General features: G+C 48.3%; 11 protein-coding genes and 2 tRNA genes. 6 read left to right on the forward strand and 7 right to left on the reverse strand.

What is annotated here, in order from left to right:
- Nucleotides 1-367 precede the first annotated feature (367 nt).
- The gene (locus ACWIP2_RS10385) at nucleotides 368-919 is read left to right on the forward strand and encodes a PepSY domain-containing protein (RefSeq protein ID WP_448519862.1); all 552 of its coding nucleotides are present in this window, start codon (nucleotides 368-370) and stop codon (nucleotides 917-919) included.
- 6 nt (nucleotides 920-925) lie between these two features.
- Here the strand turns inward: ACWIP2_RS10385 and ACWIP2_RS10390 are convergent, their stop codons facing one another.
- From ACWIP2_RS10390 to pheT, 3 genes are read right to left on the reverse strand one after another with little or no spacing between them, the layout of a single operon-like run.
- A complete protein-coding gene (locus tag ACWIP2_RS10390) occupies nucleotides 926-1,657 on the reverse strand; it encodes a LytR/AlgR family response regulator transcription factor (protein WP_448519863.1) in 732 nt (243 codons plus the stop codon).
- A gap of 32 nt (nucleotides 1,658-1,689) precedes the next feature.
- Nucleotides 1,690-3,309: a S8 family peptidase gene (locus tag ACWIP2_RS10395; protein WP_448519864.1), complete on the reverse strand. Its 1,620-nt coding sequence runs from the start codon at nucleotides 3,307-3,309 to the stop codon at nucleotides 1,690-1,692.
- 16 nt (nucleotides 3,310-3,325) lie between these two features.
- On the reverse strand, nucleotides 3,326-5,755 hold the full coding sequence (gene pheT, locus ACWIP2_RS10400; protein WP_448519865.1) for a phenylalanine--tRNA ligase subunit beta: 2,430 nt from the start codon (nucleotides 5,753-5,755) through the stop codon (nucleotides 3,326-3,328).
- A gap of 167 nt (nucleotides 5,756-5,922) precedes the next feature.
- On the opposite strand from pheT, the gene ccoG reads away from it, so the two are divergent.
- The 3 genes from ccoG (at nucleotide 5,923) to ACWIP2_RS10415 (ending at nucleotide 8,625) form a co-directional block, all read left to right on the forward strand.
- The gene (gene ccoG / locus ACWIP2_RS10405; protein WP_448519866.1) at nucleotides 5,923-7,353 is read left to right on the forward strand and encodes a cytochrome c oxidase accessory protein CcoG; all 1,431 of its coding nucleotides are present in this window, start codon (nucleotides 5,923-5,925) and stop codon (nucleotides 7,351-7,353) included.
- 96 nt (nucleotides 7,354-7,449) lie between these two features.
- Nucleotides 7,450-7,890: a FixH family protein gene (locus ACWIP2_RS10410; protein WP_448519867.1), complete on the forward strand. Its 441-nt coding sequence runs from the start codon at nucleotides 7,450-7,452 to the stop codon at nucleotides 7,888-7,890.
- 18 nt (nucleotides 7,891-7,908) lie between these two features.
- Nucleotides 7,909-8,625: a sulfite exporter TauE/SafE family protein gene (locus tag ACWIP2_RS10415; protein WP_448519868.1), complete on the forward strand. Its 717-nt coding sequence runs from the start codon at nucleotides 7,909-7,911 to the stop codon at nucleotides 8,623-8,625.
- Nucleotides 8,626-8,658: 33 nt separating this feature from the next.
- Here ACWIP2_RS10415 and pdxA read toward each other — a convergent pair whose 3' ends face one another.
- The 4 genes from pdxA to ACWIP2_RS10435 all read right to left on the reverse strand — a co-directional run bounded on the left by pdxA (nucleotide 8,659) and on the right by ACWIP2_RS10435 (nucleotide 13,702).
- Nucleotides 8,659-9,756, reverse strand: coding sequence for a 4-hydroxythreonine-4-phosphate dehydrogenase PdxA (pdxA, locus tag ACWIP2_RS10420; RefSeq protein WP_448519869.1), 1,098 nt, complete (start codon nucleotides 9,754-9,756; stop codon nucleotides 8,659-8,661).
- A gap of 77 nt (nucleotides 9,757-9,833) precedes the next feature.
- Complete coding sequence (locus ACWIP2_RS10425) at nucleotides 9,834-11,288, reverse strand: leucyl aminopeptidase family protein (RefSeq protein WP_448519870.1); 1,455 nt, start codon at nucleotides 11,286-11,288, stop codon at nucleotides 9,834-9,836.
- Nucleotides 11,289-11,290: 2 nt separating this feature from the next.
- Complete coding sequence (locus ACWIP2_RS10430; RefSeq protein WP_448519871.1) at nucleotides 11,291-12,430, reverse strand: acyl-CoA dehydrogenase family protein; 1,140 nt, start codon at nucleotides 12,428-12,430, stop codon at nucleotides 11,291-11,293.
- 63 nt (nucleotides 12,431-12,493) lie between these two features.
- Entirely contained in the window at nucleotides 12,494-13,702 is a 1,209-nt protein-coding gene (locus ACWIP2_RS10435) for a THUMP-like domain-containing protein (protein WP_448519872.1), read from the reverse strand.
- A gap of 169 nt (nucleotides 13,703-13,871) precedes the next feature.
- Between ACWIP2_RS10435 and ACWIP2_RS10440 the strand changes: the two genes are divergently transcribed.
- Together ACWIP2_RS10440 and ACWIP2_RS10445 are read left to right on the forward strand one after the other, a co-directional pair.
- Nucleotides 13,872-13,944 (forward strand) — tRNA-Gly (locus ACWIP2_RS10440).
- A 39-nt stretch (nucleotides 13,945-13,983) separates the two neighbouring features.
- Nucleotides 13,984-14,068 (forward strand) — tRNA-Leu (locus tag ACWIP2_RS10445).
- The last annotated feature ends 28 nt before the right edge of the window (nucleotides 14,069-14,096 follow it).

Below are 14,096 nucleotides of genomic sequence, written 5' to 3' on the forward strand. Positions count from 1 at the left end.
GGGTGAGGCACTCAACTGCCTTTCTTCTTATTGCCGTTTATAAGTTTATAGATATATTTACAGCAGGTATATGCAAACTGATCCCTTATGCCTATCGGACAGCGCATGTCGTTTACTTTACGCGGCGTAGCGATAAACCCCTATCCGGCAAGGCGATGTTTCAGAAGAGATAAAAAATGTGTGCAAAAGTGTTGGGAGTTCGCCGCTTAAAACTAAGCCTTACGGTTGGCAACAAGATTGCCCTGCGCCCTACGAAAGTTTGGGTTTCAAAAAAGAAGGCGTTCTGCGCCAATACGCCTTCTGAAACTATAAAACCGATGTACCGACGAACTGCTGATGTCTATCCTGATCTACAAACTTTACAAAAATGCCCTTGAACAACCGACAACGACAAGCTAAACTACTACGCGATTTCCGAAAAATACATCGCCTAACAGGCGCTTCGCTGTTTATCTTCTTTGCCATTATCGGTATTTCCGGCTTGCTGCTGGGCTGGAAAAAGAACAGCGGCGGCTATCTGCTCGCTAAGTCCAGCAAAGGGACTAGCACCGACTTGCGCCAATGGCTACCTTTGGACTCCTTACATCACATTGCAGTGCATACCATGTCAGACCTACAACAGCCCACAGTAATAGATCGAATAGATGTTCGCCCCGACAAAGGCATAGTGAAGTTTACATTTAAAGATCATTACACTGGACTGCAAATAGACGGTGCTACGGGTGAGGTATTGCTCATAGAACAGCGCCGCGCCGATTGGATAGAAGACCTGCACGATGGCTCGCTCATAGACAACTACTTAGGAATTTCGGGCGAATGGTTCAAATTGCTGTACACCAGCATTATGGGGCTGGCCTTGCTCGTATTCACGGTTACAGGGTTTTGGCTGTGGTACGGCCCTAAGCAAATGCGACAGTAACAACACTTACATAATTTCCAGCTTCTCCATTAGACGAGAGCGATAGGTCTTCCCGATAGGGATTCGCTGACCGTTGATAATCAGCTCGTTATCTTCCAGCGCATCTATGCTTTGCAAGTTAATCAGAAACGAACGATGCACCCGAAAAAATAAACTTTCCGGAAATTTTTCTTCGATTACTTTCAGTGGATAATTGACTATGTACTTTCCCGATCGGGTATGAATTTCGGAGTAAATATCACTGGCTTCTACCCAAAGCACCTCCCCTATCCTGATTTTTTCCAAACGCGTGCGGGCTTTAACGAAAATACTGTCGTCGGCTGAATAGCGCGTATGGATCTGTACAGGCACTGGCTGACCTGACTTGACGGCATGTTGATAAACTGCCAGTTCTATGGTAGATCGCAGCGTAGCTTCGTCAAAAGGTTTGACCAAGTAAGCCGCAGGTTGTGTCAACTTAGCGCGATTAAGCGTCTTTGTATCCGACTGAGCCGTCAAAAAAATATAAGGAATATCAAACCGTTGCAGTTTTGCTGCTGTTTCAATACCATCTAATTGTCCGGGAAGGTCAATATCCAGAATGGCAAGATCTACCCTGTACATCTCAGCCATGCGTAACAAATCTTCGCCGCGAGTAGTGTGTCCTAAGACCTTGTAGCCCATATCTTCCAGCGTAAAACAAAGGTTCTTGGCCGCTACTTCATCGTCCTCGGCAATCAATAAGCGAATAGCAGACATAAAAAATTTCAGTCCAAATCACGAACAAGTTGTTAGTCAAATACAAGCGAAAAAGTTTGTTTACTGTCTCTAAGGGCAACATGGAGCAAATACACACCCTTGGCAACCAATGGATACAAAGTCAGCGGCTTACTGCTAACGGTGAATGCGGTATGTAGCTGTTGCCTGCCCGACAAGTCTGTAAGCAGCACTGTGCCGGATTGCCCTTGTAGCCATTCCGGGAAGCTCAAATTGACTTCTCCTGTAACAGGATTAGGATATACCTTGATGCCTGAAAGCCTTTTTTCTTCATTGGGAAGCGAAGTCAGCAGCAGTTGCATGCGCTCAAAATTAGGAATTCCAAAACCGACCGAATCGTTTGGGTTGCGCGCACGATTGCCGGAGCGCCGAATCAGATCTATTACCTGCATGTTGTGCATGCGCGGATGTGCCTGCCAGAAGCCTGCTGCCAAACCTGCGGCAAGTGGTGCAGCGAAAGAAGTGCCTACGTCGCCCGTAACAGTGCCGGAAGGCAGGCTAACAATAGTACCCTCGCCCAATGCAACTATATCGGGTTTGATTCTCCCATCGGCAGTAGGGCCTCTGGAACTAAACGATGAATATACTCCCATACCATTTACCGATCCAACTGTGAGCACGGAGTCTGCATCACCGGGAAAAGTAATGCGTCCCCAAGCACGGTTTCCCTGATTACCTGCACTTTTCACCACCAGAATCCCTACAGAAGAGGCAGCATTGGCAGCGCGAGTAATAAGTGCCGTTCGCCCATCCAGATCGTTGATGGTATAATTTTGCGCAGGATCGTCGAAGGCATAATAGCCAACTGAAGTCGAAATAATATCTACGCCGAGGCTGTCGGCACGTTCGGCAGCTGCCAGCCACCAAGCCTCTTCGGCGCGGGTTTCGGTTAGGTTATTTTCTGTTTGGAAAAGATAATAGGCAGCATTGGGCGCAGTACCCACCAGCGAGCCTTCCAAAAAAGCTGCCAAAGCAGAAAGTACGCGTGTACCGTGTGTGCAGGAGTTAAAAACGTTGGTATTGCCGTCCACAAAATTGAACGTTCCCAATACATTCAGATTGCGGAAGGTTGGCGCAGTCGTAACGCCCGGAAAGCCGCAATCCAACACCGCAATGTGCATGCCTTCGCCTCTGAAGCCTGCGCGATGCATCGCATCAACACCCAGCATACTCACCTGACGCGCTGAAAAACCATAATCAAACGACTCTACCGCCTCTGTCCGATCGTTGCGCGGCACTGTAGCAATACTATTGCCTGCCATACCCTCCTCTACCCTACTCAGACGCCGGGCTGCATTGCTCTGTACTACGCTCAGACGGTTGATCGCTGCCATTTGCGCATCGGTAGCGCTGATGATAGCCCCGTTGAACCAGCGCGTAGGGTACAGCACCCGCGCACCTGTCTTGCGGATCGAATCCAGATAGGCAGGCGTTACGGGCAAGTCCCTACCTGTCAGCCGGATATTTTGTCGCTGCCTGCGTTCCAGCGAACGCTGCGAGAGAAACTCTTGCGGTCTATCTAAGCTAAAAGGCGAATTGCGCTTATCGCGAAAGAAGACGATATGCACATCTGACTGCGCCCAAAGTTCGGCGCTAAGCAACAGCAGCGAGAGAAGAACAAACACACGAAGCATAGAATAATGGTTAATGTTATTTCCTGACTACTGCGCCCAACTGTCGCTCAAACGCACCCATCAGTTTTTCCATTGTTTTATCAATAACTTGGTCTGTAAGAGTTTGGTTCTGGTCTTGCAAGATGAAACTAATCGCATAGGCTTTTTTGCCGCTGCCCAAATTTGCACCTGTGAACACATCAAAAACGTTTATCGCTTTGAGCAATTGGCGTTCCGTTTGATAAGCCAAACGGCGGATTTGGTCAAATGTTACCTGATTATCAAGAACTAAGGACAAGTCGCGGCGCACTTCGGGGAACTTAGAAAGCTCGCTGTAAGCAGGTTGTTTTAATTGGGCAGCCAGATATGTCCAGTCTATTTCGGCGTAGAAAACATCTTGCTTGATATCCGCCATTTTGGTGTGAGCCATCTGCACCAGACCCAAGCGGGCAACTTCGCGCTTGTTCATTACAAACGCCAGTCCGTAAGCAAAAAGGCTGCTGTTCTCTATTTCTTGCGGGGCTGCTTGCGTAGCGCCCAACTTTTGCAGCGTTTTCTGTACGGCGCTTGCCAATTGGAAAAAGTCGGTTTTTTGTTCGGCAGCCTGCCAGCTTTCAGAATGCTTGTTGCCGGTAACAAACAACGCCAAATGGTCATTTTCCACATAAAACAGCGTTCCATCGGCTTTCAACTGCTTATGATAGGTTTTGCCGAATTCAAAAAGTCGCAAATCTTTTTGCCGCCTATTGATATTATAAGCGATAACTTCTAAGCCTGAAAACAGCAGCGATTGGCGCATAACGCTCAAATCAACGCTAAGTGGGTTCATAATTTTTACATGGCTTTCCGAAGAGAAGCCGAGCGCCTCGGCATAAGCGGGTTTGGTGAGCGAATTGGTAACTATTTCCCGATAGCCGCTTGCAGCTAACATCTTGGTCAGCTCCATGCGAATTTTGAACAGATCAGGCGTTGCATGTTCCGCCAGATAATCGGCGCTAAGCCAAGGGCGCAACTCTACGTTGTCAAAACCATAAATCCGCAAAATTTCTTCGACAATGTCAGCCTCTTTGAACACATCCACCCGATACGGCGGAACGGATACGGTCAGCGTCGCCTCATCTTCTGCAAGAATTTGAATTTCAAGACGCTGCAAAATTTGGCGAATGAGTGCGCGGTCTAATTTTTTGCCAATCAGGCGGTCAATATTTTTGTACTTAACCGTGAACTCGCGGTTGGGAATCGGTTGTGGGTAAATGTCAATAATATCAGAGGAAACTTGACCGCCTGCAATTTCTATAATAAGAGCGGCGGCGCGCTTCAACGCCTTGACGGTCATGTTAGGGTCAGCGCCGCGCTCAAAGCGGTAGGCTGCGTCGGTTTTCAAACCGTGATGCATAGCGCTTGAACGTATGTAACCCGGATTAAAATAGGCGCTTTCTAAGAAAATAGCGGTTGTGCCGTCGGAAATGCCCGACTCTTTGCCGCCGAAAACCCCACCGATACACATCGGCTGGCTGTCGCCATCGCAAATCATTAGGTCGTGGGCGGTGAGTTTGCGCTCTACATCGTCTAACGTGCGGAACATTGTGCCTTCGGGCAAGGTTTTTACGCGCACGGTACGGCCTGCAATTTTGTTCAAATCAAAGGCATGCAATGGTTGCCCCAACTCATGCAATACGTAATTGGTAACGTCCACTACGTTGTTAATAGGCGAGAGTCCGATGGCTTGCAAGCGTTTTTTCAACCAATCAGGCGACTCGCCAACTTGCAAACCGGTGATAGTCAAGCCTGAATAGCGCGGGCAGGCTTCTGTGTTTTCAACGATAACCTCTATCGCTTCGCGGCGGTTGCCTATAGGTAAATCAACGGGTTCGGGGAAGCAAATTTCCAGTCCGGTCAGGGCGCTCAAATCGCGGGCAACGCCGTAATGTGAAGCCGCATCGGCATGATTGGGTGTCAAACCTATTTCAAACACAAAATCATTTTCTAATTGCAGCAACTGCGCGGCAGGCGTTCCGGGCGGCAGGTCGGTGTCTAATACCATGATGCCGTCGTGCGATGTACCCAGCCCGAGTTCGTCTTCGGCGCAAATCATGCCTTCGGAAATTTCCCCTCTGATTTTGGCTTTTTTGATGGTGAAAGGCTCGCCATTGGTAGGGTAAATGGTTGCGCCGACGGTTGCCACAAGCACCTTTTGCCCTGCCGCTACATTAGGCGCGCCACAAACGATGGGCGATATGACGCCGCCGCCAATATCAACCGTCGTCAAACTAAGTTTATCAGCGTTAGGATGTTTTTGGCAAGTCAATACCTGTCCGATGACCACGCCCTCCAGCCCGCCTTTGACCACCTCTACGGGGTGAATCGCTTCCACTTCCAGCCCTATGCTGGTCAGCATTTTGCCAACCGCTTCGGGCGGTTCATTAATATTGATAAACTGTTTGAGCCACTGATAAGAAATTTTCATAGAAAATGATTTGCAATGGCGGCAAAGTTATGAAAAAATAGGAGAGATGACCTACATCATCTTTTTTGAGCGATGGTTGTCTTCATATTTGCATATGATTCAAATCTGACGGGTTTTGGAAACCCGTCAGGTTTCGTCAGGTTTGAACAATAAAGCGCTCATCAGCTATGGAAAATATAATAGACCATCTCGTAAGCAAGGACGAATCGTTTCGCGACCGCTTGACTACGGTAGATGAAAAAGGCAAACGCAAGTGGGTATATCCAAAAAAACCTTCGGGAAGATTTACTCGCTATCGGCACTGGTTTTCAGCGGCTTTGCTGATTTTTCTGTTTGCCGGGCCTTTCATTAAAATCAACGGCTACCCCTTGCTGTTAATCAATATATTGGAGCGCAAGTTTATTATACTGGGCAACATATTTTGGCCGCAAGATATGTACATTTTTGTGCTAATGCTGCTGGCGGGCATGGTGTTTATCATCCTGTTTACGGTCGTTTATGGCAGACTTTTCTGCGGTTGGGCATGCCCGCAAACCATATTCATGGAAATGGTTTTCCGCAAAATTGAATACCTCATAGAAGGCGACTACATGCAACAAAAGGCATTGGACAAAATGCCTTGGAATCGCGAAAAAATCCTGAAAAAGGGCAGCAAATACGCTGTGTTCTACGCAATTTCTGTGCTGATAGCCAACACGTTTCTCGCTTACATCATCGGTATTGAAGAATTGTACAAAATCATTAGAGAACCTATCAGTGAGCATTGGGTGGGTTTTACGGCTTTATTGATATTCAGCGGCGTATTTTATATGGTGTTCGCCTATTTCCGCGAACAAATTTGCACCGTTGTTTGCCCTTACGGGCGTTTACAAGGCGTTTTATTGGATAAAAATTCTATCGTCATCACCTACGACGAGGTGCGCGGCGAACCTCGCGGCAAAATGCGCAAAAATGAAAAGCGCACGCTGGGCGATTGTATAGATTGTATGCAATGCGTACACGTTTGCCCCACAGGCATTGACATTCGCAACGGCACCCAGTTGGAATGCATCAACTGCACGGCTTGCATTGACGCTTGCGACAACATCATGGACAAAATCGGCAAGCCACGCGGATTGGTGCGCTACGCCTCGCGCAATGAAATTGAACAGGAGCGCTATCCGGATGCGGAGAAGCCCAAAAAATTTACCGCGCGTATGGCAGCTTATTCTATGGTGTTGTTAGCGCTTTTAGGCGTTATTGGCGGCTTGCTTTTCACGCGCGGCATAATTGGCGTGCGCGTGATGCGCGCGCAAGGCACGCTGTTTCAAAAAGCCGACAACGGCAATATTACCAATTTGTACAATATCAAGATTATCAATAAATCGCACGACAACCTGCGCCTCCAAATCAAACTGCTTGAACCGCAAGGCAAAATCCGAATGGTTGGCGATGCCGCGCTTATGGCGCCTGCCGAAGGGCTGGCAGACGGCGCATTTTTCGTTGAATTAGACAACACACAATTGACCGGCATGAAAACGCCTGTAAAAATTGGGGTTTACAACGCCAATAACGAATTGCTGGAAACAGTCAAAACAACCTTTATGGGGCCGATGTAGTGCGTTTTTCATCAATTAAGAAAACCTGACGGGTTTTGAAAACCCGTCAGGTTTGTGAAGCAAACGCTCATTTTTAAACATAAACGAATCAGATAAATGAAATTTCACTGGGGACACGGCGTAGTTGTAAGTTTTGTACTTTTTGTAGCCATGATTGGCTACATGGTAGCTGTTGCCATGCGCAGCGATGTGCTAATGGTTAGCAAAGATTATTACCGTCAGGAAGAAAATTTTAATGCACATGCCGAAGCTGTCGGCCACGCCAGAGAAGCGGGCAACCTGTTACGGATGGAACAAACCGCCACCGAAGTGACTTTTGTATGCCCGAAAGAATGGGTGACGCAAAGCGAAGGAGAAATCTATTTTTATCGCCCTTCGGACGCAAAATTAGATTTTAGAGTGGCATTTACGCCCGACGAAGAGGGTAAGCAGTACATTCATACAGAACCTTTGGCAAAGGGTTATTGGCGCGCCAAACTGCAAATAAAAGCCGCAGGCAGAAGCTATTTCAAAGATTATGCGTTTCAGGTCAAATAAGTAAAACGACACTTTTTTATGATTGGTCTTTGGACAGGATTTTTGATGGGGCTGCTCGGCAGTTTTCACTGCGTAGGAATGTGTGGTGCGATTGCGCTTTCCATTCCGATGGACTTCAGCGCACGCATCGCACTGATCCGAGACGCTATTCTGTATAACAGCGGGCGTGTAATCACTTATGCACTCATTGGCATACTTTTAGGTTATTTTGGAGAGACTTTTTTCAGATCCGGCTATCAGCAGTGGTTAGCCTTTGAAGTGGGCATTCTGATTGTCATTGTTTATTTTATACCTGATACGCTTGGCAATAAAATCGGCAAATGGCTGGGTTTTAATCACCTGACGAACTTTATTAAAAAGAGTTTCAACTGGCTGCTGCACCGCCCCTCGCCGGCTACTTTCGTGCTAATCGGAATGTTGAATGGGTTGCTGCCCTGTGGCTTTGTCTATATGGCAGGCGCTACTGCTATACTCGCCGACAGTATGTCGGGCGGTGTGATGCACATGGCAGGCTTCGGCTTGGGAACTATACCGATGATGCTGACAACGGTTGTTTCCAGTCAGTTTATCAGTATCAAGGTTAGAAATGCCATCAAAGGCGTTCGTCCTTATCTGGCGATGTTGCTGGCAACGCTATTTATTCTGCGTGGTTTGGGTTTGGGCATCCCCTACGTGAGTCCCAAGCCATTTGATCCCAATCAAAAGGAAGCCGTTTACTGTCATCCGGTAAAGTAATCCTTCCGATCAGTTTGTTGCAAACCATGCAGTTCATAACAGGCTTTCGGGTTTTGTGTCTTCTTCCTGCATAATAGCTGCCAGCGCCTTGTTGGATGCGCTGTCCGGTTTGCGCTCTAAGCTCGCCAGTTCGCGGTTTTTCAGGATGGCTATTGCCTCGAAAATAGCAGCTCGCAATGAACCTTCGTCGGCAATGCCTTTGCCCGCAATGTCGTAGGCTGTGCCATGATCGGGTGAGGTGCGCACAACGGACAAACCCGCTGTGAAATTCACCCCGTGCTCAAAAGCCAGCATCTTGAAAGGAATAAGCCCCTGATCGTGATACATCGCCAGCACAGCATCGAACTGCCGATACTGATGCCTGCCAAAGAAGCCGTCGGCAGAGTAAGGCCCGAAAACCATGTGTCCCTTGTCGCGGAAGTGCTGCACGGCAGGAGTAATAATTAAACCGTCCTCCTCGCCCAGCAGTCCGTTTTCACCTGCGTGGGGATTCAGACCTAAAACAGCAATGCGCGGCTTGCGGATAGCAAAATCTTTTTTCAGGGATTGCAGCAATACGTCAATTTTCCCGATCACCTTGTCGCGCGTCAGCACCTGCGGCACTTGGCCAAGTGGCAAATGCCCCGTTACGGTACCAATGCGCAGCCCCTCGCCTGTGAGCAGCATCAGGTAGTCTTTTGCCTGAAATACGTCGGCGTAGTACTCCGTGTGTCCCGGATAGGGAAAGGCTTCACTCTGGATGTTATGCTTGTTAATAGGTGCAGTTACAACGGCATTGATGCGTCCGTTTTTCAGATCTTCGGTAGCGGCTTGGAGTGCCTGACAAGCCGCAGCCCCTGCCTCTTGCGTTACCTGCCCCGGGTTAGGTTCGTGGCTATCGTCCCAACAGGACACCAAATTGATTTTCTTGTCGGTGAAGGGCTGATCTGCCTGCACGGTTTGATAGCCAAACTGCTCGATGTTTAACAGTTTGCGGTAGCGCGACAATACCTTGTGAGAGCCATACAGCACAGGGATAAACATTTTCAGTATGCGATTGTCCTGCAAGGTCTTGATAACCACTTCCGGCCCGATGCCGTTGTAGTCGCCCAGTGTAATACCAATAACAGGCAGTTGCTTGATCTCTTCCATGTTTCTGTTTTAGACGCGGATCTTATACATTTTTCTATAGCCTGTGAACCCTGTCCACAAACTACGGAAATATAAAGTTATGCAACAGTAAGGCCTTTCACAAATTCGTACAATAACCTTACCCCGTAGCCTGTCGCATTGGGCCCGCGGTAATGATCGGCAGATTTAATAAAAACAGGGCCTGCAATATCCAAATGTATCCAATCGTAGGCAGTAAAATGTTGTAAAAATTTACCTGCCGTAATCGCACCTGCGTCCGGAATGCCTATGTTTTTGATGTCGGCAACATCAGATTTGATGTACTGATCGTAGTCGTCCCAGAGCGGGAACTCTACCACGCGCTCATAGACCGCATTACCCGAAGCTATCAGTTGTTGCTTTACCGGATCGGGCGCAGTACCCATCATCACGCAGGCTTCGCGTCCGATGGCACGCATAGCCGAGCCGGTCAGCGTTGCCATGTCTATTACTAACTGTGGATCGTATTTCTGAGCATAAATCAGCGCATCTGCCAGAATCAGGCGACCTTCCGCATCGGTATTCAAGACCTCTACCGTTTTCCCGTTGCTGTAGGTGATAATGTCGCTTGGCAGGTAGGCATGTGGAGAAATTCGGTTGTCTGTACATGGAATCAACCCTACTACATGCACAGGCAATTTATTGGATGCAATAGCCGCCATCGCACCGATGAGCATAGCTGCGCCGCCCATGTCGCACTTCATCGTCCCCATACCGTCGGCGGTTTTGATGTTGTAGCCGCCTGTATCGAAAATGATGCCTTTGCCTACAAGCACAATGGGTTTTTCATTGACCGCGTTTGCAGGTTTGTAGGTCAGTATGTTGAATGCGGGTTCGTCGGCGCTGCCCCTGTTCACTGCGAGCAAGCCGTTCATCCGCAGCGCTTCTATTTGTGCTTTGTTCAATACCTCTACTTCAAAACCCGCATCTTTTCCTGCTGCAACAGCGCGGGCCGAAAGCTCCTGAATAGTAAGCGTCATCGGCGGCTCGTTTACCAGATCGCGCGTTAGGAAGTTGGCAGCAACCAGCTTAGAAAGCTCATCTAAGGCAGACTGAATATTGCTTGCAGCATAGCAGTGCAGGAATAAAACCTGCTGTTTGTCCTTATTGGCAGACTGATAGCGCAAAAACTGATACGAACCCAGCGCGATGCCTTCTGCCAAAGCGAGCAGGGCAGCGGTTTGGTCATTGCCAACGGCGACTTGTACCTGCGAACTGCCGTCTTCTTGCATCAGCTTGGCAATGCGATTTCCCGCGCGTCTGATCTTCTCAATGCGTTCATAATCAGGCAGTTGCTTACCTTTGGTCTGATTCCATGCAGCTATGCAGTAAACTTTTCGCGTCCATTGATTCAGAACGATTAGTTCGTCGCCTTTGTCGGCTTTTTGTGCGAGATAGTCATACTCAGCCTTGCCGGAGCAAAAAGCAAAAGCCTCTTCGGTACTGTTTGTCATCAATAGCGCCAGATCGGCATTGTTTTCGATGACATCTGTGCATGAAAATTTTGTGTGCATACTTATTTCAGCAAAGCGCGTGAAATTACTAATTTCTGGATCTCGGAAGTGCCTTCGCCAATAGTACAGAGTTTACAATCGCGGTAGTATTTTTCTACCGGATAGTCTTTGCAGTAGCCGTAGCCACCAAAAATCTGTACGGCATCATTAGCAATTTCACAGCAAATTTCAGAAGCGTAATATTTTGCCATTGACGCTTCCTTATTAACAGGCAACTTATTGTTTTTCAGGTAAGAAGCCTGATAAGTCAACAATTTGGCAGCCTCTATTTTTGTTGCCATATCAGCCAGTTTGAAGGCAATGGCCTGAAAACTTGAGATTGGCTTGTTAAACTGCTCGCGCTCTTTTGAATATTGCAGGGCGTGCTGGTAAGCCCCCATCGCAATACCAAGGCTCAGTGCGGCGATAGAAATACGTCCGCCGTCCAAAATTTTCATAGACTGGATGAAGCCTTCGCCCTCCTGCCCCAGCATATTTTCGTGCGGAATGCGACAATCCGTGAAAATCATTTCGGCAGTTTCAGAAAGGCGCATACCGAGTTTGTCCTCTTTTTTGCCGCTCGTAAAACCCGGCGTGCCGCGCTCAACCACAAAAGCAGTCATGCCGCGCGAATCGCCTACATTTCCGGTGCGAGCAATGACCACAGCCACGTTACCCGACTTGCCATGCGTAATAAAATTCTTCGCGCCGTTGATTACCCAATGATCGCCATCGCGAACAGCTACCGTGCGCATATTGCCTGCGTCTGAACCTGTGTTAGGCTCGGTCAGCCCCCATGCACCGATCCACTCGCCGCTTGCCAGCTTGGGAATCCAGCGCTTGCGCTGCTCCTCGTTGCCGAATTCATAGATATGATTGGTACACAGCGAGTTGTGCGCTGCCATAGACAGTGCAATCGAAGGATCAATGATTGCCAGCTCGGCAATAGCGGTAACGTATTCAAAATAGCCCATGCCTGCTCCGCCTAATGATTCGGGTATCAAAACGCCCATCAGCCCCAGTTCACCCAGTTTGTGGAAAACATCTACAGGAAAATGCTGGTCTCTGTCCCACTCATCGCGGAAAGGAGTAATATGTTTTGCCCCAAAGTCGCGCACCATTTGGGCAATCAGTTTTTGGTTTTCTGATTCTTGGAAATGCATGTAGAAAAACTTTTTTTAAGTTTAACGATGTGTGAATAAGATGTGTTTATTGGTGGGGCAAAGTTAATCCTTTTCGCCTATCAGCACTGCCTTTTGTCCATCGGCGAGCGTAACAGCAAAAAGATAGCTTCCGCCACCCTCAGCAATGCCCCAGCGTTTGCGCAACTCTGCGACTGTCGCAGGAAAATTGCGCACCGCGAGGTTCGCTTTGCCATCGGGCAGGTGTGCCTGAATAGCCTTTCGATCGGCTTTGCAAACCGCTTTGAGGCGAAATACACGTCCGGGAAAGTTTTCGGGGCGCTGCGCGGAAGTATATAGATGCGTGTGCTGGTGCAGTTTCTGCAGATGCAGCCTTTGCGCCAGTATCTTAAATGCTCCGGCTTTCAACAGGGCTGCATTGGGTTCGCAAAAAAAGCTCTGCGGCATCGCAAATTCTGCTATTGCCGCCTGCTCTTCCTGTGGCGAAAAACTAAACTCTTCCTGCTTGTCATCACAGAGGTTTACTGTTTTCATTTGCAGCGCTATTACTTCGTCTGTAGCTTCCAAATGATAAAGCACTTCTTTGCATTCATTGTTCAACGCCAAAACCGTTACAGTCGCTACCTGCCAGCCTGCTATCTGTTCCAAATCGGCGAGGGCTGCGCTAATGTCTAACATAGGCGAGGTTTTGATCAGCAACTGCCGCGCACGGCCTGCCAACAGCGGTAAAATCTCTGCCACAGCAGGTTCGCAATCGCTCAGACGAAAAACCTTATTCCCTACCCCATCGCGACGGGCAGGATCTATGTAAACACATTCTAAGGGCGCTGTTTGTTCTTTCAACCATTGCAGCGCATCAGCTACATGCACGCGGACATTGTGCTTTCCCAATACCTCGAAATTATGCGCGGCGATATTTGCCAGTTCTTCGTTGCGTTCCACGTAATCAACGGCTGCAAAAGACTCTGCCCAAAATGAAGCGTCAATGCCAAAGCCGCCTGTCAAATCCGTCAGCCGATTGCCCTGCATCAGCGAAGCCTTGAAGCGGGCAGTTGCCTCCGAAGAACTCTGTTCCATGTTTAGCAAGGGCGGAAAGATCAGCCCCGATGCAGCAAACCATGCAGGCAACTTACTTTTTGCTTTGCGTTTTGCCTGTATTTGAGCAACTATGTCCCGCATTTCAAGGTCGGGAAAGGGGCTTTTTTTGAGCAGTAAACCCCTTGTATCTTCATACAAATGCGCCTGAATGTACGCCTGAACCTCACTTTTCAGTAATTTTTTGAAAATTTTCATGTGCGCAATTTGTTGATTTTCAATTTGGAGCAGTTTTCGCAGAACAGTAGCGCAAAAAATTTTAAGCAAAGGTATTGACAGATATAAAAAGCCGCTATATCTTTGCAAAACAATTCAGGAAACCAGCAGCGAAAAGCAAAGTTTCTTGGTTGTAAGCACCAGATCAAATGCGGGAATAGCTCAGCTGGTAGAGCGCAACCTTGCCAAGGTTGAGGTCGCGGGTTCGAATCTCGTTTCCCGCTCAGGGGATTCAGCAATGAATCCCTTTTGCATTAATAAGCGCCGGGATGGTGGAATAGGTAGACACGCAGGACTTAAAATCCTGTGGCTGAATAAGCCGTGCGGGTTCGATTCCCGCTCCTGGTACATTGTAAAAACCCTTTGGAAACTTGAC

It is taken from the genome of Rhodoflexus sp., assembly GCF_053489755.1.